Source organism: Actinomadura sp. NPDC000929, assembly GCF_040492065.1.
GTDB lineage: Bacteria > Actinomycetota > Actinomycetes > Streptosporangiales > Streptosporangiaceae > Spirillospora > Spirillospora verrucosospora.
In genome coordinates this window covers 1-17926 of record NZ_JBEUPA010000056.1, presented here as the reverse complement: position 1 = coordinate 17926, position 17926 = coordinate 1, and the positions used below count along the sequence as shown (strand labels likewise).

Annotated in this window: 17 protein-coding genes; 8 read left to right on the top strand and 9 right to left on the bottom strand. The window is 74.6% G+C overall.

The features are described from left to right. Positions 1-8: 8 nt before the first annotated feature. Genes priA through ABWI04_RS20625 form a run of 3 tightly spaced genes read left to right on the top strand, consistent with a single transcriptional unit; the run spans position 9 to position 2364 of the window. Positions 9-728 carry a bifunctional 1-(5-phosphoribosyl)-5-((5-phosphoribosylamino)methylideneamino)imidazole-4-carboxamide isomerase/phosphoribosylanthranilate isomerase PriA gene (gene priA / locus ABWI04_RS20635; protein ID WP_353833444.1) on the top strand — a complete coding sequence of 240 codons (720 nt, stop codon included), beginning with the start codon at positions 9-11 and terminating at the stop codon, positions 726-728. Continuing rightward, a complete protein-coding gene (gene hisF, locus ABWI04_RS20630) occupies positions 725-1486 on the top strand; it encodes an imidazole glycerol phosphate synthase subunit HisF (protein ID WP_345175444.1) in 762 nt (253 codons plus the stop codon). The genes priA and hisF overlap by 4 nt, the downstream gene beginning before the upstream one ends. Before the next feature lie 17 nt (positions 1487-1503). Beyond that, positions 1504-2364, top strand: coding sequence for an ATP-grasp domain-containing protein (locus ABWI04_RS20625; protein WP_353833443.1), 861 nt, complete (start codon positions 1504-1506; stop codon positions 2362-2364). Positions 2365-2382: 18 nt separating this feature from the next. On the opposite strand, the gene ABWI04_RS20620 is transcribed toward ABWI04_RS20625, so the two are convergent. The 3 genes from ABWI04_RS20620 to ABWI04_RS20610 all read right to left on the bottom strand — a co-directional run bounded on the left by ABWI04_RS20620 (position 2383) and on the right by ABWI04_RS20610 (position 6279). Continuing rightward, a complete protein-coding gene (locus ABWI04_RS20620; protein WP_353833442.1) occupies positions 2383-4128 on the bottom strand; it encodes a CocE/NonD family hydrolase in 1746 nt (581 codons plus the stop codon). 64 nt (positions 4129-4192) lie between these two features. Continuing rightward, entirely contained in the window at positions 4193-5146 is a 954-nt protein-coding gene (locus ABWI04_RS20615; protein WP_353833441.1) for an acyl-CoA dehydrogenase family protein, read from the bottom strand. Further along, complete coding sequence (locus ABWI04_RS20610; RefSeq protein ID WP_353833440.1) at positions 5146-6279, bottom strand: acyl-CoA dehydrogenase family protein; 1134 nt, start codon at positions 6277-6279, stop codon at positions 5146-5148. Before ABWI04_RS20610 ends, ABWI04_RS20615 begins: the two co-directional genes overlap by 1 nt. 182 nt (positions 6280-6461) lie before the next feature. Between ABWI04_RS20610 and ABWI04_RS20605 the strand changes: the two genes are divergently transcribed. After that, on the top strand, positions 6462-7055 hold the full coding sequence (locus ABWI04_RS20605) for a hypothetical protein (protein WP_345175433.1): 594 nt from the start codon (positions 6462-6464) through the stop codon (positions 7053-7055). Between the two features lie 72 nt (positions 7056-7127). On the opposite strand, the gene ABWI04_RS20600 is transcribed toward ABWI04_RS20605, so the two are convergent. Continuing rightward, the gene (locus ABWI04_RS20600) at positions 7128-8303 is read right to left on the bottom strand and encodes a winged helix DNA-binding domain-containing protein (RefSeq protein WP_353833439.1); all 1176 of its coding nucleotides are present in this window, start codon (positions 8301-8303) and stop codon (positions 7128-7130) included. Positions 8304-8322: 19 nt separating this feature from the next. Next, entirely contained in the window at positions 8323-8664 is a 342-nt protein-coding gene (locus tag ABWI04_RS20595; RefSeq protein WP_345175430.1) for a hypothetical protein, read from the bottom strand. A gap of 172 nt (positions 8665-8836) precedes the next feature. On the opposite strand from ABWI04_RS20595, the gene ABWI04_RS20590 reads away from it, so the two are divergent. After that, a complete protein-coding gene (locus ABWI04_RS20590) occupies positions 8837-9514 on the top strand; it encodes a phosphorylase family protein (protein ID WP_353833438.1) in 678 nt (225 codons plus the stop codon). A gap of 7 nt (positions 9515-9521) precedes the next feature. Here the strand turns inward: ABWI04_RS20590 and ABWI04_RS20585 are convergent, their stop codons facing one another. The 4 genes from ABWI04_RS20585 to ABWI04_RS20570 form a co-directional block, all read right to left on the bottom strand. Beyond that, positions 9522-9953, bottom strand: a complete 432-nt coding sequence (locus tag ABWI04_RS20585) for a hypothetical protein (RefSeq protein WP_353833437.1) — start codon at positions 9951-9953, stop codon at positions 9522-9524. 92 nt (positions 9954-10045) lie between these two features. Further along, positions 10046-11302: a hypothetical protein gene (locus ABWI04_RS20580; RefSeq protein WP_353833436.1), complete on the bottom strand. Its 1257-nt coding sequence runs from the start codon at positions 11300-11302 to the stop codon at positions 10046-10048. 81 nt (positions 11303-11383) lie between these two features. Continuing rightward, complete coding sequence (locus tag ABWI04_RS20575) at positions 11384-13204, bottom strand: ABC transporter ATP-binding protein (protein WP_353833435.1); 1821 nt, start codon at positions 13202-13204, stop codon at positions 11384-11386. Continuing rightward, positions 13201-14997, bottom strand: a complete 1797-nt coding sequence (locus ABWI04_RS20570) for an ABC transporter ATP-binding protein (protein ID WP_345175619.1) — start codon at positions 14995-14997, stop codon at positions 13201-13203. The genes ABWI04_RS20575 and ABWI04_RS20570 overlap by 4 nt, the downstream gene beginning before the upstream one ends. A gap of 185 nt (positions 14998-15182) precedes the next feature. Here ABWI04_RS20570 and ABWI04_RS20565 point away from each other — a divergent pair, with 185 nt between their 5' ends. From ABWI04_RS20565 to ABWI04_RS20555, 3 genes are all read left to right on the top strand, one after another. Then, positions 15183-15881: a TIGR03085 family metal-binding protein gene (locus ABWI04_RS20565; protein WP_353833434.1), complete on the top strand. Its 699-nt coding sequence runs from the start codon at positions 15183-15185 to the stop codon at positions 15879-15881. Positions 15882-16130: 249 nt separating this feature from the next. Further along, complete coding sequence (locus tag ABWI04_RS20560) at positions 16131-16337, top strand: cold-shock protein (protein ID WP_030144886.1); 207 nt, start codon at positions 16131-16133, stop codon at positions 16335-16337. Positions 16338-17282: 945 nt separating this feature from the next. After that, positions 17283-17822: a Trp biosynthesis-associated membrane protein gene (locus ABWI04_RS20555; protein WP_353833433.1), complete on the top strand. Its 540-nt coding sequence runs from the start codon at positions 17283-17285 to the stop codon at positions 17820-17822. Positions 17823-17926: the final 104 nt, after the last annotated feature.

Sequence of the window (17926 nt, the reverse complement as noted above, 5' to 3'; positions counted from 1 at the left end):
GTTTCCGCATGACTCTGACGCTCCTTCCCGCCGTCGACGTCGCCGACGGCCGGGCCGTCCGGCTGGTGCAGGGCGAGGCCGGCACCGAGACCTCCTACGGCGCGCCCCTGGAGGCGGCGCTCGCCTGGCAGGGGGCGGGGGCGGAGTGGATCCATCTGGTGGACCTCGACGCGGCGTTCGGGCGCGGCTCCAACCGGGAGCTGCTCGCCGAGGTGACCGGGAAGCTGGACGTGAAGGTCGAGCTGTCGGGCGGCATCCGCGACGACGCGTCGCTGGAGGCGGCCCTGACCACCGGGTGCGCCCGGGTCAACATCGGCACCGCCGCGCTGGAGGACCCCGCCTGGTGCCGCAAGATCATCGCCTCGCACGGCGACCGGATCGCGGTGGGGCTGGACGTGCGGGGCACGACCCTGGCCGCGCGCGGCTGGACGCGGGAGGGCGGCGACCTGTGGGAGGTCCTCGCGCGGCTGGAGGACGACGGCTGCCCCCGGTACGTGGTCACCGACGTCACCAAGGACGGGACGCTGCGCGGCCCCAACACCGAGCTGCTGCGCGAGGTGTGCTCCCGGACGGACAGGCCCGTCGTCGCCTCCGGCGGCGTCTCGTCGCTGGACGACCTGCGGGCGCTGGCGGGGCTCGTCCCCGACGGCGTCGAGGGCGCGATCGTCGGCAAGGCCCTCTACGCGGGGGCGTTCACGCTGGAAGAGGCCCTGGAGGCCGTGAAGTGACCGTCGCCGTGCGGGTGATCCCGTGCCTGGACGTCGACGCCGGGCGCGTGGTCAAGGGCGTCAACTTCCAGAACCTGCGGGACGCGGGCGACCCCGTGGAGCTGGCCCGCCGCTACGACGCCGAGGGCGCCGACGAGCTGACGTTCCTGGACATCACCGCCTCCAGCGCCGACCGCTCCACGACCTACGACGTGGTGCGGCGCACCGCCGAGCAGGTGTTCATCCCGCTGACGGTCGGCGGCGGCATCCGCACGGTCGAGGACGTCGACCGGCTGCTGCGCGCGGGCGCCGACAAGGTCTCGATCAACACCGCGGCGATCGCGCGGCCGGAGTTCCTGCGGGAGGCCGCGCACCGGTTCGGGTCGCAGTGCGTCGTGCTGTCGGTGGACGCGCGGCGCGCCGAGGGGACGCCGTCCGGCTTCGAGGTCACCACGCACGGCGGCCGCAAGGGCACCGGCATCGACGCGATCGGGTGGGCCCGCCGCGGCGCGGAGCTCGGCGTTGGGGAGATCCTGCTGAACTCGATGGACGCCGACGGCACCAAGGCCGGGTTCGACCTGGAGATGCTGCGCCTCGTCCGGGAGGCCGTCACCGTCCCGGTGATCGCCAGCGGGGGCGCGGGCGCGGTCGAGCACTTCCCCCCGGCCGTGGAGGCGGGCGCGGACGCCGTCCTCGCCGCCAGCGTCTTCCACTTCGGGGAGCTGAAGATCTCCGACGTCAAGGCCGCGCTGAGCGCCGCCGGCAGTCCCGTTCGCTGAAGAGGAAATCCCCCCGTATGAACCCCCGTGTGAACATCGCGCTCGCGACCTGCTCCCTGCTGCCCGACGGAAGCGACGACGTCCAGGACCTGATCGGCGCTCTGGCGGCCGAGGGCGTCGGCGCCGAGCCCGTCGCCTGGGACGCCGACGTCGACTGGTCCCGCCACGACCTGGTCGTCATCCGCTCCACCTGGGACTACACCGCCCGGCGGGACGAGTTCGTGGCCTGGGCGGAGAGCCTGCCCCGCGTCCTCAACCCCGCCGCGATCGTGCGGTGGAACACCGACAAGCGCTACCTGCGCGATCTCGCCGCGGCGGGCGTCCCCGTCGTCCCGACCCTCTGGGATCCGGACGACATCCCGTCCGAGTGGCCGGAGTTCGTCGTCAAGCCCGCGGTCTCGATCGGCGCGGGCGACACCGCACGCTGGGGCCCCGGCGAGGAGGACGCGGCCCGCGCCCACCTGCGCTCGCTGCGCGAGGCGGGCCGGACGGCGATGGTCCAGCCGTACCTGTCCGCGGTCGACACGGTCGGCGAGACGGCGCTGGTCTTCCTCGACGGCGAGTACAGCCACGCCGGGCGCAAGGCGCAGATCCTCGCCGCCGGGGCGGGCGTCCAGGGCTCGGTCCGGGACGACCCGGCGCGCGGGCAGGTCACCGCGTCCACGGCGACCGAGGCCGAGCTGGAGCTGGCCGCCCGCGCCCTGGCCGCCGTCCCGCACGGCGACGATCTCCTCTACGCCCGCGTCGACATGATCCCCGGCCCGGACGGCGCCCCGATGCTGATCGAGCTCGAACTGGCCGAACCCGCCCTCTACCTCCACCATGCCCCCGGAAGCGCGAAGAAACTGGCGAAGGCGATCATTTCCCGGGTGCGCTGAGCCGTCTCCTGGACGCGGTCACGGGGGGTCCTCCTCGGGGGCCGGAGCCGCGGCCTCGGGCGAGCGTCCGGCGACGGGGAGAATGATCGCGGACGGGTGGTCGGGGTCGTGCAGGACCTCCTGCCGGGCGGTGACCATCCTCGTCGCGGTGGTGGCGAGGGGCTCGCCGGTGCCGGGGTTGACGGCGACCTTGGGGTGGGCGCCGCTGGTGACGTGGACCCGGACGCTGTGGCCGCGCTGGAACCGGTGGCCGGTGGGCCACAGGTCGACGGCGAGGCGGAGCACCCCGCCGGTCCCGACGGGCGCGGCCGCGGCGGAGGGCAGGCGCAGGCCGCCCTCGCAGACGTTGCGGGACGTCCCGTCCGGGGAGACGTCGCAGAGCCGGACGACGAAGTCGGTGTGCTCGCGGTCGGAGCGGACGAACAGGTCGGCGCCGACCGGGCCGATGACGTCCAGGTCGGCGTCGAGGGGCGCGGAGGTGAAGACCAGCACGTCCGGCCGCCGCTCCAGAGGGCGGTTGTCGACGGGGCGGGAGCTGCCCAGGAGGGTGGGGCCGCCGAGCGCGGGCGTCGGGCGGGCCGGGTCGAAGCGGTAGGGGCTGGGCGGGGCGTCGCGCGGGCCGTCCTCGCCGAGGCCGCCGCCGGCGTGCAGGTGCCAGCGCGTCGGCCGCGTGCCCGGCGGGGGCCAGTCGCGGTAGTGCCGCCACTCGCGGGCGCCGGTGACGTAGACGCGGACGGGGTCGCGCCGCAGCCCGGACGGGTCGCCCTGCAGGTGGGCGCGGAACCAGGCGAGCGTCTCGCGGATCGCCGGCAGGCCGTGCCGCGCGTCGGTGTGCCACCAGGGGCCGATCGTGAGGTACGGGACGCGCCCGGCGGCGCGCAGCGCCAGATAATCCTTGATCATCCAGGGCAGGAAGATGTCGTACCAGCCGCCGAGGAGGGTGGCGGGCGCGGCGACCTCGCCGACGGTGGCGCTGAAGTCGCGGGTGTCCCAGTAGCCGCTGGCGGGCCCGTGGCCCGCGAGCAGGTCCTGGTAGAAGCGCATGGGCTCGCCGCCGGCCAGCACGTCCAGCTCGGCGAGCGGGCGGCCGGAGCGGGCGGCGCGCAGGGCGCGGCGCCGCGAGGTCAGCGGCGCGGTCAGCATGCCGAGCCGCCGCTGCTGCCGGTGCGTGAGGTCGGTCCAGGTGAGCGTGGACTCCAGGGCGAACGACCCGCCCACGTAGGCGGCGTCCCGGAAGGTGGACGCGGTGATCTGCAGGGACATCGCCTTCAGCTCGGGCCCGGCCTCGGCGGCGATCGCCCAGGCCGCGTAGCCGAGGTAGCTCGGCCCGAAGGCGGCGAACGAGCCGTGGAACCAGGGCTGCCGCTTCAGCCACTCGACGGTGGCGAGCCCGTCGGTGCGCTCGCTGCCGAGAGGGTCGAACTCGCCGCCGGACCCGGACGTCCCGCGGGCGCTCTGCACGACGAGCTGGAAGCCGAACGGGACGAAGAGCAGGCCGTTGGCGAGGGCGGCGGGGCCGCGGCGCCCGTAGGGGGTGCGGACGAGGATGGTGGGGGGCCGCTCGACCCCGGCCGGGACGTACCGGTCGGCGAGGAGGACGACGCCGTCCGGCATGGTCACCGGCAGGTCGCGCTCGACGGTGTAGGGGGCGAGGCCCCACGGCCACGGCAGGCCCGCCGGCCAGGACAGCCCCGCCGGCCACGGCAGGCCCTTCGGCCGGGGCAGCCTGATCGGCGGGACGGGCAGTCGGTCCCAGGGCGCCATGCTGTCTCCGAACGCGGTCCGCTACTCCTAGCGAGATTACCGACCCGTTCCGCCGACCGGGCGATCAGGTGCCGGTGACGAGCGCCCAGGGGTCGGGCGCGGCGGCGAGGGCGGCGCCGAGTTCGTCGGCCCAGGCGGTCTCGCCGCCGTACTCGTCCCGCCACGACCACAGCCGCAGGGTGACCCGGCGCAGGGGGTGCTCCTCGGTGGCGCCGAGCGCGCCGTGCACCTGGTGGGCGAGGGCGGCGACCGCGCCCGCGGCCCGCGACGCGTTCGCCTTGGCGGCCGCCACCGCGACGGGGTCGCCGGGGGCGCGGACGGCGGCGCGCACCGCGACGTCCGCGACCGTCGCCTCCCCGGCCAGTTCCGCCAGCATCTGCTGGACGGCCTGGAACCGCCCGATCGGCCTCCCGAACTGCTCCCGCTCGCCCGCGTACCGGACGGACAGGTCCAGCGCCCGCGCCATCGCCCCCGTCAGCTGGACGGCCCGCGCCAGCGCTCCCCGCCGCCGCAGCTCGGCCGCGTCCACCGCGCACGGCGCCGCCTCCTCCGCCGGGACGCCGGCCAGGACGACGTCGTCGCGCGGCTCGCCCGCCACGTTCGCGCCCTCGGTGATCCGCGCCCGCGCCGGATCGACGACGGCGACGAGACCACCGCCGAGGACGATGAGGAGCCGCGCCGACCGCGCCCAGGGGACCCGGTGGAACGTCCCGCTCAGGACGGGACCGTCACGGCCCTCGACCGCCTCGACCTCGCCGGTCATGGCGGTGAGAGCGCCGGGCGCCGCCCGCAGGCCGGCGTCGGCGAGCAGCCGCCCGGCCAGCAGCGTCTCGGCCAGGGGCACGGCCGCGGCGTGATATCCGGCCGCGCGCAGGACGGCCGCGGCGTCGGCGAGGTCGCCGCCGCTGCCGCCCGCCTCCTCCGGCACCCCGGCCAGCGTCAGGCCGGACTCCTCAAGCGCCCGCCACGGGTCGCCGCCTGCCAGGATCTCGTGCGCGGTCTCGTCCAGAAGCCCCATCAGCGCACTCCCAGGCCGCGGGCCACGATGCCCCGCAGGATCTCGTTGGTGCCGCCCCGCAGCGTGAACCCGGGCGCCTGGACGACCGACTCCGCCAGCGCGCGGGCCAGCGGGTCGGGGGAGCCGGGATCGGGCTCCACGCCCGCGTGCGCGCGCGCCGCCTCGACGACCTCGCGCTCGAACCGCGTCCCGAGGTCCTTGACGAGGGCCGCGGGCAGCTCGGGCGTCTCGCCCCGGGCGAGGGCCCCCGCCACCCCCAGCGACGCCTGCCGCAGCGCCCACAGGCGCGCGGTGAGCGCGCCGAGCGTCCGCCGCTCGGCCGGACCGGCGGCGCGGCCGTGCAGGAGCCGGATGAGCATGAACGTGCTGAGCAGCCGCTCGGGGCCGCTGCGCTCGTGGGCCAGCTCGGCGGTGACCTGCCGCCACCCGTCCCCGGCGCGGCCGAGGACCAGCGCGTCCGGCACGAACACGCCGTCGAGGACGACCTCGTTGAAGTGGTGCTCGCCGGACAGCCCCCGGATCGGCCTGATCGTCACGCGGTCGTCCGGCAGGGGCACGATGAACTGGCTGAGGCCCGCGTGCCGGTCCTGCGAGCGGGGCGCGCTCCGGGCCAGGACGAGGATCGCGTGCGCGAGGTGGGCGCCGCTCGTCCACACCTTGGTGCCGTGCAGCCGCCACCCGCCGCCGTCGCGCTCGGCGCGGGTCCGGACCGACGCCAGGTCGGAGCCCGAGTCGGGCTCGCTCATCCCGACCGCGAAGAAGCACTCGCCGCGCGCGATCGGCGGCAGGAACCGCCGCTTCTGCTCCTCGGTGCCGTGGGCCAGGATGGACGGGCCGGTCTGCCGGTCGGCGATCCAGTGCGCGCCCACCGGGGCCCCGGCGGCCAGCAGCTCCTCGACCACCACGAACCGCTCCAGCGGTGAGCGCCCGTGCCCGCCGTAGCGCTCGGGGAGCGTCATGCCCAGCCAGCCGCGCTCGCCCAGCAGCCGGCTGAAGGCGGGGTCGGCGCCGGTGAGCCAGCTGTCGCAGCGGGCCGTGAAGGGGGTCTCGGCCAGGAACTCGCGCACCCGGGCCCGCAGCGCGGCGGCCTCGGGCGGGAGCGTGCCGGGGGTCAGGCCGGGCAGTGCCGCCACATGCACCTCCTCTGTCCAGGGGGACGTTACAGACAATCCCCAACCCTTCCGTCAGCGGCCCCTTACAGGGGGCCGTCTGGCGGGGTGGACGGTTCTCTGGGATCGTGGTCGTCCGGCACAGGCGTTCCGCAGGGGGAGAAGACATGTGGCCCGGGTCCAACCCACCGATGGGACCGCCGCCCATGGGACCGGGCCGGCCGGCACCGGGCCCGCCGGGGGAGGGCTGGACGCCGCAGCGGCGGCGCGTCGGCCCCAGCGCCGGGTGGTACGCGCTGCCGATCGTCCTCGTCCTGGCCGCCGTGATCGGGTTCGCCACGGTGCTGGCGTTCCTGTGGGACGACTCGGAGGTCGCCGAAGGCCCGACGGCCGCGGGCGACCCGGCGTCCGGGGTGACCGTCCGGCTCAGGGAGGGCTACGGCTACTTCGTCTACGTCCGTGAGGGCGGCCCCTCCCCGTACGCGTGCCGGGTCGAGGCGGGGGAGCGGTCCGGGCCCGTCCAGCTCACGCGCAAGAACTCCTGGAGCGCCTCCGACCACGCGTCCTACCGCTACACCGCCACGTTCAGAGCGCCGGTGACGGGCGACGCCCGGCTGACGTGCCGCGGCGCCGACGGGCCGATCCTCGTGACGCCGGACGACACCGCCAACGGCTACCTCGGCCTCAGCCTGCTGGCCGCGCTCGGCCTCGGCGGTCTCGCCGCCCTCGCGTTCGTCGTGACCTTCCTCCGGCGCAGCGGGGCCGATCGCCGCGCCGCGACCACCGCGGGCCCCTACTGAGGCTTCGACCCCGCCCGGAGGCCGCAGGAGGCCGCAGGAGGCCGCAGGAGGCCGCAGGAGGCAGGGCCCGGCTCAGGCCGTCAGCTCGCGCTCCAGCGGGGTGCGGAACCGGGGGATCGCGCGGACGTCGCCGTACCACTCCGCCATCCGCGCCGCCTCCCGCTCGACGGCGGCCTCCGCGTCGGCGCCGACGTCCTCGAGGAGGCGGAAGACGATCTCACCGTCCCTGCGCTGCGCCCACCCGCCGACGATGCGGCCGTCCCACCAGACCGACGGCCCGACGTTGCCGCTGCGGTCGAACAGCAGCGGGCCGTGGGGGCCGAGGAACCAGCCGCGCTCCTGCCAGCCCATCGGGGTCGGGTCGAGCGCGGGCAGCAGCGCCGCCGACGGCTCCGGCGCGGGCACGGGCTCCAGGTCGTCGGACAGGACGAGACCGGCCGCCCCGTCGAGGTCGACCTCGGTGACGTCCAGGAGCGCGAGGGCCTTCTTGACGTCGCCGGCGCTCCAGCCCGTCCACCACTTCAGGTCGGACACCGGCGCGGGCCCGAACGTGCGCAGCCAGCGGCGGACGAGGTCGGCGCGGGCCTCGGCGGCCGGGAGCGGCTCGATGCCGCCGGGCAGCCACGTCTCCACGGGCGACCACACGTACTGGCTGCTCGTCCACGACCCGTTCGGCCGCCCCCGCACGATGCGGCCCTCGCAGCCGAGCGTGACCAGGACCCAGGTGGTGATGCCCGTGAGCCGCGAGTAGGACTTGCCGGGCGCCATCTCCACCTGGGTCCGCAGCAGCGGCACGTCGGCGCTGATCTGGGTGCCCGTCGCCTGGCCGCGCGCGAGCAGCGCCTCGTGGGCGGCCTCCTCGGCCCTGGCGAACAGGGCCGGCGCGTCGGCGACGTCGCTGCCGCGCTCGATCATCTTCGTGTACCTCGCGCGCTGCCTGGCCGCCAGCCCGTTCGCCGTGGACGCCTGCAGCACCGGGACCAGGTCGGTCGGCGCGACGAACATCGTCCGGCGCATCGCGAGCATCCGCAGCAGCGTGCGGTCGTCGTACAGGGCCTTCTCCACCGCCGCCGGGACGGCGTGGACGCTGCGGGCCGCCACCGACAGGTGGACGGTGGCCGGGTCGGTGGCGTGCAGCACCACCAGGGACCGGACGATGTCGAGGACGTCGTCGGTCCTGGCCGGGACGGTGAGCCGGTGGCGGAGCGCGAGCCGGGCCCGCCGCTCCGCCGTGCTGATCGAACGCATGAGCGAATCCTAGACCGGATCAGCCGTTGTTGGAGATCTTCACCACCACCTGGTCCTGGGTGACGGACTGCACCGAGACGTCGAAGCCCTCGGCCTGCTGCCCGTCGCCGACCGGCACCGTCACCGTCTGCCCGCCGATCTTCAGGGTGACCATCTCGCCCTGCACCCTCACCAGCTCGGCCTTCACGCCGAGGATGGACGCGCTCGCCTCGACGCCGCGGTCGAAGGTCACCGTGCAGGAGTTGACGCCGCAGGAGGTCTTGCTGTTCTCGCCGCCGCACGCGGCCGCGGCGCCGAGGGGCAGCAGGACGAACGGGAGAACGGCCAGCTTCCGCCGAAGGGGAAAGGAGGTCGAGGTCATGCCGGGGAGTCTAGGCGGGCGGGGCCGCGGTGCGCGCCCTCCGTGAGGCGGATCTCCGCGGCGCGGATCCGGCACCTGGCGGTGAGTGGATCTCGCACTGCGCGGTGAGCGGATCTCGCACTGCGCGGTGAGCGCGCTGGATCTCGGGATGACCTCGTGTTTCGCTGGACGGGTGAACTTCACCGAAGGGGCGGGCGCCGCCGGAGGAGAGGGCTGGGACGACGCCGTGGACGCGCCGATGCTCGGCCCCGTGGTGTGCGCCGCGCTCGGCATGGAGGCGCGCGCGGTCCGGCGCGGGCTCACCCGGACCCCGGTCGTGGTCGTCGGCTACCGGGCGCGGCGGGCCGACCGGCTCCCGGCCGCCTGCGCCGCCGTCGTCGTCGCCGGGTTCGGCGGGGCGCTCGACGAGCGGCTGCGGCCGGGCGACGTCCTCGTCGCCGACGAGATCCGCGGCGCCGGCGCGGGCGGGAAGGCGGTGCCGTGCGCCGCGCCGCGCCTGCTCGCCGAGGAGCTCATCCAGGACGGGCTGAGCGCGCAGGTCGGCCCGCTGGTCACGACCGACCGCGTCGTCCGGGGCACCGAGCGCGCGCTGCTGGCGGCGCAGGGCGCGCGGCTGGCGGACATGGAGTCGGCGCTCGTCGCCGAGCGCGCCGGGCCGCTGCCGGTCGCGGCCGTCCGCGTCGTCGTCGACGGCCCGCGGCATCCGCTGTGGCACCCGGGCATCGTCCGGCGCGGGCTGGCGGGACGGCGCGTCCTGGCCCGCCTGGGCCCCGCCCTGGAGCGGTGGAGCGTCCTGCTCGTGCGGGGCGAGGAGGGCACCAGCGAGGGGAGCGCGGCCGGCCGCGCCTGACCCGCGCTCAGCCGTGCCCTGAGCCGTGCTCGGGACCGTGCCCGTCGCCCTGGACGATCCTGCCGCCGAGGTCCCCGCGCAGCGACTCCAAGGTCTGCTGCTGGCTGACCGCCACCCAGCGCGCCCCGACCAGATACGTCCCGCCCCAGGGCTTGGCCTCCTCCAGCCAGGCCTTCATGCCGTTGTCGGAGGTGAAGCTGAGCAGCACGTAGCGCCCTCGCGCGGTCTTGCAGTTCCCCTGCTCCAGATCCTTGACCTTGCGCTTCCCGGTCAGGGAGCAGTCCGTCCGCTGCGCCAGCTCGGCCAGGCTCGCCGGCTCGGCGGCCTTGCCGCCGGAGGCGTCCGACCCGGCGGAGCAGCCGGCCGCCACCGGCATCGCCAGCAGGGCCGCGCAGAGCGGCAGCGTCTTCAACAAGCCGAGATGGTGTCGGGAACCCATCGCTGTTCCTCTCCGGGGTGAGACGCGCGATTCGAGGAAGGAATACGCGCCCCGCCCCGGAGGGGTTCATCCGGGCTCACAGCACCAGGGTGTCAGGGCATCATGCGGGCGCCTGCGGCGGCGCGGACGCCGGGTTCCTCGGCGCCGTCGTGGTGGAGCCGCTGGAGCCGCAGCGACGTCTCCCCGGTCAGCGGCGCGGTCCGGGCGGCCTCGGCCCGGACGCCCTCCTCGCAGTCCCACAGCCCTTCGACGGCGTAGGACTCGGCGGTGTGCGGGGCGGTTCTCGTGAGCGCGGTCAAGATGCGGGGTCTCAGATAGGCATAGGTGGATTCGGTCCAAGCGGTCTTCAACAGCGGGACGGCCTCGCCCGCGCGCAGCCGTCCCAGTCCTTCGATCGGGCTCGCGGCGTCGGCCCAGTCGCGCCGGGCGACCGCGGCGTTCAGCTCGTCCATCAGCAGGGGGATGTCCTGGCGGGTGCCGTAGCGGGCGAGGATGCGCAGCCCCATGTCCGCGCAGCCGCCGCGCTGCGCCGCCCACATCCGCGCCCGCGGAAGGGTCTCCGGCCCGTACTCCCGCAACGCCCGGCACACCGCGCCGCCGAACCTGCTCGGCCGCTGGGGCAGCAGTTCCTCCGCGAGGTCCAGCAGGGCGAGCGTCCGGCGGCGGCCCAGCTCGAATATCGCCGCTATGGAGCCCTCGCCGCGCCGCCGCGCCAGGTCCAGCAACTCGGCCTCGCTCTGCGCGTCCTTCCCGGGGGCGGGGACCATCGCGCGGCGCGCCGCCCGTCCCGCCTCCCGCTGCCGCGCCAGCGCGTCTGCCACCCGCGGCTGCCTCGCCGCCCACGCCTCGATCACCGGGTTGTGGCGGCCCGGGACCAGCAGCGCCAGGTCGGCGTCGTCGCACCGCGCGGCGACCAGGGAGTCCAGCCCCACCGCCAGCGAGGGATCCCCAAGATCGATGAGCTCGGCCACCGCGTCGAACCACTGCGCGCCCTCCTCGGCGTACCGGCGCAGCGGCCCGGCGGCCTCCCGCCGGCTCAGCCGCACCAGGTCGGCCAGCACGCCCAGCGCCAGGTCCACCCGCCACTCGTCGGGGTCGGTGTGGTCGGACGGGGCGAAGAGATGCTCCGCCACCGGCCCCACCGGCAGCTCCAGATCCACCATCAACCGGGCGTAGTACAGCCGCCGGGACTCGCACTGCCGATCCCAGCGCGGATCGCTCCGGACGCAGGCGTACACGTACTCGCCCGCGCCGGGCTTGTCGGCCGCGCGGCGCGCGGCCCTCCCGAGTCCACGCTGCAGCTGACCGTGCAGCGTGCTCGCCGATTCCAACATGACGTCGTTGCTCACCCCAGCAGAATGCGCACTGGACCAGATATCGGGCAAGTGCTTTAGCGTGCGTTTACCCAGGGAGCGGCCCTGTGGAACCCGTCACAGGCTCCGCTGGGCGACCCAGGAGGCGTGCAGATCGGCGTACACCCCCGGCACGGCGACGAGCTCGGCGTGCGGGCCGCGCTGCACGATCCGCCCCGCCTCGAAGACGATCACCTCGTCCGCCGCCTCGGCCGTGGAGAGCCGGTGCGCGATCGCGATCGCCGTGCGGCCCCGCGTCACGCCGTCCAGCGCCCGCTGGATCCGCACCTCGGTGGCCGGGTCCACGGCCGAGGTCGCCTCGTCCAGGACGAGCAGGTCCGGATCGGCGATGTAGGCGCGGGCCAGCGCGACGAGCTGGCGCTCGCCCGCCGACAGCGACTCCCCCCGCTGCCCCACGGGCGTGGCGAGGCCCTCGGGGAGGCCGTCCAGCCAGTCGGCGAGGCCCAGCTCGGTCAGCGCGAGGACGAGGTCCTCGTCGGAGGCGTCCGGACGCCCGTACCGGATGTTGTCGGCGAGCGTGGCGTCGAACAGGAACCCGTCCTGCGGCACCATGACGATCCGCTCCCGCAGCGACGAGAACCGGACGCGGTCCAGCGGCACCCCGTCCACGAGGACACGGCCCGACACCGGGTCCATGAGCCGCGTGAGGAGCTTGGCGAACGTCGTCTTGCCCGACCCGGTCTGCCCGACGACCGCGACGCGGCTGCGCGGCGCGATGGCGGTGCTCACCTCGTGCAGGACGGGCGGGCCGCCCGGGTAGGCGAACCCCACCGACTCGAACCGCACCTCGATGGGACCGCGCGGCAGCGACTCGCCGGCCTCGCCCGGGTCGGCGACGTCCGGGACGGTGTCCAGCACGCCGAGCACCCGCCGCCAGCCCGCGATCGCGTTCTGCGCCTCGTTCAGGACCTCGGTGGCCGTCTGCATCGGGCTGACGAACAGCGTCACCAGGAACAGGAACGCCACGAGCCGCCCGGCCGACAGCTCCCCGGCGACGCCGAGCAGCGTCCCGGCGATGACGACGGCGGCGGTGGCGAGCGCCGCCACCAGCTCGCTGACCGGGAACGTCAGCGCGACCATCGCCTGCGCCCGCGTCTGCGCCGAACGGTAGGACTCCACGGTCTCGTCCACCCGCCGGCCGGTCCGCTCCTCCGAGGCGTAGGCGCGGATCACCGGGGCGCCCACCACCGACTCGCTGACCGCCGCCAGCAGGTCGCCCATCCGCTCACGGACCCGCATGTACGCCCTCGACAGGATCCGCTGGAAGCGGCGCAGCGCGAACGCCAGCGGCACGAACGCCGCCCACACCAGCAGCGCCAGCGGCCACGAGTAGACGACCATCAGCACGCTCGCCACGACCAGCTGCCCGATCGAGACGATGAACATCAGCCCGCCGGACTGCATGAACTGGCTGATCTGGTCGACGTCGCCCGTCACCCGCGACACCAGCGAGCCCCGCCGCTCGCCGCTCTGGGTGAGCATCGACAGGTCGTGGACGTGCCGGAACGCCCGGACCCGCAGCGTCGCCAGGCCGCCCTCGGACGTCCTGTAGAGCCGCACGTTCATCAGGTACGCGCACACGGCCGTCACCAGGACGGCCGCCGCGCACAGCAGCACCGCCGTCCGGATGAACGCCAGGTCGGGGCCGTCCGGGCGGCCGAGTCCCTTGTCGATCGTCTGCTGGACGGCGACGGGCACCACCACCCGCCCGGCCGTCGACACCAGCGCGAGCGCCAGCGTTCCGGCCAGCCCGGCCCGGAACTCCGGGCTCAGCCGCAGCCCGCGCCGCAGCGTGCTGATCGCGCCCTCCGCCGCGGTGTCGCTCAGACCCGCCGCGCTCTTCGGCTTCGAGGCCGCCGTGTCGGTCACCGTCGTCATGCCATGGCCTCCTCGCCGCCCTCGACCGCTTCCTGCTCCGCCTCGGCCCGCTCGTAGGCGTTGACGAGGTTGCGGTAGCCCTCCGAGCCGTCCAGCAGCTCGGCGTGGGTGCCGCGCGCGATGACGCGGCCGTGCTCCATGTAGACGACCTCGTCCGCGAGCGCGATCGTGGCCTTGCGGTAGGCGACGACCACGACGGTCGCGCCGCCGGACTCCTCCGCCTGCGACTCCCGCAGGCTCTGCAGGATGCGCGCCTCGACCTGCGGGTCCACGCTGGACGTCGCGTCGTCGAGGACCAGCAGCCGGGGCCGCCGCACCAGCGCCCGCGCGAGCGCGAGCCGCTGGCGCTGGCCGCCCGACAGCGTCGCCCCGCGCTCGCCCACCCTCGTGTCGAGCCCGTCGGCGAGCGCCGCCACGAACCCCTCGGCCTGGGCGAGCCGCAGCGCCTCCCAGACCCGCTCGTCCGGGACGTCCAGGCCGAGCGTCACGTTGCCGCGGACGGTGTCGTCGAACAGGAACGTCTGCTGGGGGACCAGGGCCGCCGTCGCCGCGACCCCGCCGCGCTCCACGTCGCGCAGGTCGACGCCGTCCAGCAGGACCGACCCGTCCTCCGGGTCGACCAGCCGGACGAGCAGCGACGTGAGCGTGGACTTGCCCGATCCCGTCGGCCCGACGACCGCGATCGTCCTGCCCGGCGCGGCCGCGAACGACACGTCGTGGAGGACGCGGCGGCGCGCGCCCTCACCGGCCGCCTCGTAGGCGAACCTGACCTCCCGGACCTGGAGCTCGGTCGCCGCGCCGGAACCGTCCAGCGAGCCGTCCCCGAACGGCAGCGAACCCGTCGCGTCCAGAACGCCGCGGACCCGCTTCCATCCGACGACGCTGCGCGGGACCTCGCCCAGCACCCAGCCCAGCGCCCGGATCGGCCACGACAGCAGCGTGAACAGGTAGGCCACGTTCACCAGGTCGCCCGGCGACATCGCGCCCGAGTCCAGCCGCACCGACCCGATCAGCAGGACGGCCAGCACCCCGAGGTTCGGCAGCGCCTCCAGCACCGGGTCGAACAGCCCGCGGATGCGGCCGACGGCGATGTTGGCGTCCCGCAGCTCCCGCGCCCGCTCGGCGAACCGCTCGGTCTCCGCCGCCTCCCGGCCGAGGGTCTTGACCACCAGGCCGCCCTCGAAGCTCTCGTGCGCGACCTCGCTGACCTCCGCGCGCAGCTGCTGCGCGCGGGTCGCCACCGGGGACAGCCGCCGCTGGTACACCACGTTGATGAGGGCCACGGCGGGGAACACCAGGAACCCGACCCCGGCCACGACCACGTCGGTGACCAGGATCGACACCGCGGCGATCAGCAGCATGAACACGACGCCGACCGCCATCGGCAGCGGCGCGATCGGCGCCCACACCGCCTCGACGTCGGCGTTGGCGTTCGACAGCAGCTGCCCGGTCGGGTGCCGGTGGTGCCATGCCAGCGGGAGCCGCAGGTACTGCCGGGTCACCGCGCGGCGGTAGGACGCCTGGAGCCGGTACTGCATGAGGCCCGCGTAGAACCGGCGCCCCGCGACGCCGAGCGCCTTCAGCAGCGCCACCGCCAGGATCAGGGCCGCGGCCCCCGCCAGTGCCCCCGCGGTCGTGTGCCCGGCCTCGAACGCCGGCAGCACGACATGGCCGGTCGCCCAGCCGAGCACCTGAGCGGTCCCCACGGTCATCGCCGCGTACAGGGCGCTCGCCAGCACCGAGAGGGCGAACACCCGCGGCTCCGCCTTCACCGCCACCCACAGGACGCCCATGCCCTCTCTCAGGACAGGCGGGCTGACGCGTCTGGACGCAGGTGGCACGGCGACTCCTCGATCACGGCGGACCCCAGGAAATGTCCCGTTGCGACTGCGGCGGGGGGTTTGTGGGGCTGGATATTCCCTACCATCCGGCCGGGGCGCTTATTCCCGGCCACCCCGCCGCGGCCTACCATCGGTCGATGAGCACGCCCGACGACGGCCCCGTGCCGTCCGCCCCGAAGCAGGACGGCCCCGGCCCGGCGGACCCGGGTCCGGTCCGCCGCGAACGGCTGCTGCTGGCCGCGGCGCTGGAGGAGGCGGGCCCGGAGGCGGCCACCAGGTGCGCGGGCTGGGACGCCCGCGACCTGGCCGCCCATCTGGTCGTCCGGGAAGGGCGCCCCGACGCGGCCCCCGGGATCCTGCTGCCCCCGCTTGCCTTCTACACCGAGCGTGTACGGCGGCGTACCGCCCGCGCCGTTCCGTTCGAACGGCTGGTGGAACGGTTCGCGCAGGGCCCGCCGAAGTTCTCCCCCTACGCCCTTCCCGGAGTCGACAGAAACGCGAACGCCGTCGAGTTCTTTGTTCACCATGAGGACATCCGGCGTGCGCGTCCCGACTGGGAGCCCCGTGCCCTCTCGCCGGAACTAGAGGAACTACTCTGGCGAAGGATAAAAATTGCCCGCTTTGTCCTAAGAAAAGTTCAGGTCGAGGTAACCTTCGTCCGCCCCGACGGCCGCGCCGCGCGCGTGTCCGGCGGCGCTCGCGGAGCCGTGCGCGTGCACGGCCCGGTAGGCGAACTCCTCCTGTGGGCACTGGGCCGCCGGGACGTCGCGAACGTGCGCCTCACCGGCGCCACGGACGCTGTCAAGACCCTGACGGAGACCGGTTGGAGTCTTTAACGGGCAGGTAACGGCACGGTTCGCCGAGAGGAGAAACGCAAGTCTTGCGGCTCCTCCGCTTTACGCGGAACCGGTGATACGGTGGGGCGGTCGGTTGCAGTCGTGGTTCTCGATCGTTCTAGACGCCCGCGAACTGATGGCAGCGGGCGTTTTGGCTTTTCCGGGACCGTACCGGGAGGCGAGAGCGTTCCGCAGCGACCGCGGGGGCCCGCGAGGTGTGGGCCCAGGTTTTGCCGCAAGGAGAAAGACATGCCCCAGCAGGGCACCGTGAAGTGGTTCAACGCCGAGAAGGGCTTCGGCTTCATCGCCGTGGACGGCGGCGGGCCGGACGTCTTCGTGCACTACTCGGCCATCCAGAGTTCCGGCTACCGCAGCCTGGACGAGAACCAGCGCGTCCAGTTCGAGGTGACGCAGGGCAACCGTGGCCCGCAGGCCGACCAGGTCGTCCCCCTGTAACGCCCGCCAGCCGTACGTGGCAGAGCCCGCCCCCCACCGCCAGGGGGAGGCGGGCTCTGTTTAATTGCGTTTTTCTCCTTCTTCGGGCCTGGCGGCCCTCCATCGTCGATAAACGCGGGCGATCGCTGGCATCGCTCCGTCTCGCCTAGCGGCTCGCTGCGCGATCAGGTTCTCGCAAGCTCGAACCTGCCTTCGGACGCGATCGCCACTGTGCTTACTGCAGCGTCCTCCTCCTTCGGGCCCGGAGGGCCCTCCATCGTCGGACACTGCGGCGATCGCTGGCATCGCTCCGACTCGCCTAGCGGCTCGCTGCGCGATCAGGTTCTCGCTTCGCTCGAACCTGCCTTCGGACGCGATCGCAGCCATTGAGGTTGTTACGTGGTTGCGGTGGTGGCTGAGGTCGGCGCGCCCGTTGTGCTGCGGGTCGCCCTTCGGGCCTGGCGGCCCTGGGGCTCACGTCCGATGGGTGCTGGCTGGCTCGGCTCGTCTTGTGGCTTGCTTCGCGAGCGGTTCTTGCGGGCTCGAACCGCCTCTCGGGGCCCGCCGCTCCCTCGGCTCGCGGCGGGGGCGCCCTTTGGGCCTGGCGGCCCTGGGCTGCCGCCGTAGGCTTCACGTTCGGTGGGTGGTGCTGGCTGGCTTGCCTGGCGGCTTGCTTCGCTCACGGGCTTTGGGTAGCTCAGATCCGGCTCTGGATGCTCCGCGCATCCCTCCGCTTGTCCCGTCGGGTGCGCTTGGTGCGCTGGTGTGCTGCGGGTCGGCCTTTGGGGCTTGCGGACCTTGGGCTCGCGGTCGGTGTGGGTGGGGTGGGGGCGGGGGTTCGGGTGGCTGCCATAAACTCGGGGGCATGTCCGTGGGAACGTCTGGTTTGGTCGCATTGATCACTTTGGTGGTCGTTGAGCGGCGCGGCTCATGACGCCTGGGCGTGAACGTGGGTTGACGGCGGTGGTGTGCGCTGCGGGGGCCGGGCTCGCGCTGCTCGCCGCCGGGCGCACCTGGGCCACCGTTCGGGCGCAGGACGCCATCACGCCGTTCACCCAGCATCTGACCGGTGGCGACCTCGGGGGCGCGGCCGGGGCGCTCGGGTGGGCCGGGCTGGCCGGGCTCGCCGCGCTTCTGGCGACCCGGGGGCGGGTTCGCGCGGGTGTCGGGGTCCTCATCGCCTTGTTCGGTGTTGGGATCGCGTACGCGTCCACCGTGAGTGTGCAGCGGTCCAGCGTGCTGGCGGCCGCGGGGGACAAGAGCGCTCTGCTGAGGCTCGGGGCGCATCCCGTGCTGGATGTGAATCTTTGGTGGCTGGTCTCGGTCACCGGTGGGGTCGTCCTTGCGGTGGGTGGGATACTCACCGCCGTGCGGGGGGCGCGGTGGCCCGGCATGTCGGCCCGCTACGAGCGCAGCGCGCCGCGCAAGGCGGCGGATGACGATCCGTCCGCACTGTGGAAGTCGCTCGACCGCGGCGAGGACCCGACCGCGCACGAGCGGTCGTGAGCGGCGACGGTGGCGGGGTGGGTGGACGGTTAGGGGAGGCCCCCCCCGCGAGGCGGCTGGGGCGCCGCGCCCACCCACCGGGCGGGGTTGCGGGGGAGGTGTTA

Excerpts from the sequence above, each read along its gene's own strand:
- ABWI04_RS20595 (WP_345175430.1), bottom strand. The coding sequence starts at position 8,664 with ATGACCTCGACCTCCTTTCCCCTTCGGCGGAAGCTGGCCGTTCTCCCG.
- priA (WP_353833444.1), top strand. The coding sequence starts at position 9 with ATGACTCTGACGCTCCTTCCCGCCGTCGACGTCGCCGACGGCCGGGCC.
- ABWI04_RS20565 (WP_353833434.1), top strand. The coding sequence starts at position 15,183 with ATGAGCACGCCCGACGACGGCCCCGTGCCGTCCGCCCCGAAGCAGGAC.
- ABWI04_RS20605 (WP_345175433.1), top strand. The coding sequence starts at position 6,462 with ATGGGACCGGGCCGGCCGGCACCGGGCCCGCCGGGGGAGGGCTGGACG.
- ABWI04_RS20600 (WP_353833439.1), bottom strand. The coding sequence starts at position 8,303 with ATGCGTTCGATCAGCACGGCGGAGCGGCGGGCCCGGCTCGCGCTCCGC.
- ABWI04_RS20620 (WP_353833442.1), bottom strand. The coding sequence starts at position 4,128 with ATGGCGCCCTGGGACCGACTGCCCGTCCCGCCGATCAGGCTGCCCCGG.
- ABWI04_RS20585 (WP_353833437.1), bottom strand. The coding sequence starts at position 9,953 with ATGGGTTCCCGACACCATCTCGGCTTGTTGAAGACGCTGCCGCTCTGC.
- ABWI04_RS20575 (WP_353833435.1), bottom strand. The coding sequence starts at position 13,204 with ATGACGACGGTGACCGACACGGCGGCCTCGAAGCCGAAGAGCGCGGCG.
- ABWI04_RS20615 (WP_353833441.1), bottom strand. The coding sequence starts at position 5,146 with ATGGGGCTTCTGGACGAGACCGCGCACGAGATCCTGGCAGGCGGCGAC.
- ABWI04_RS20570 (WP_345175619.1), bottom strand. The coding sequence starts at position 14,997 with ATGGGCGTCCTGTGGGTGGCGGTGAAGGCGGAGCCGCGGGTGTTCGCC.
- ABWI04_RS20560 (WP_030144886.1), top strand. The coding sequence starts at position 16,131 with ATGCCCCAGCAGGGCACCGTGAAGTGGTTCAACGCCGAGAAGGGCTTC.
- ABWI04_RS20625 (WP_353833443.1), top strand. The coding sequence starts at position 1,504 with ATGAACCCCCGTGTGAACATCGCGCTCGCGACCTGCTCCCTGCTGCCC.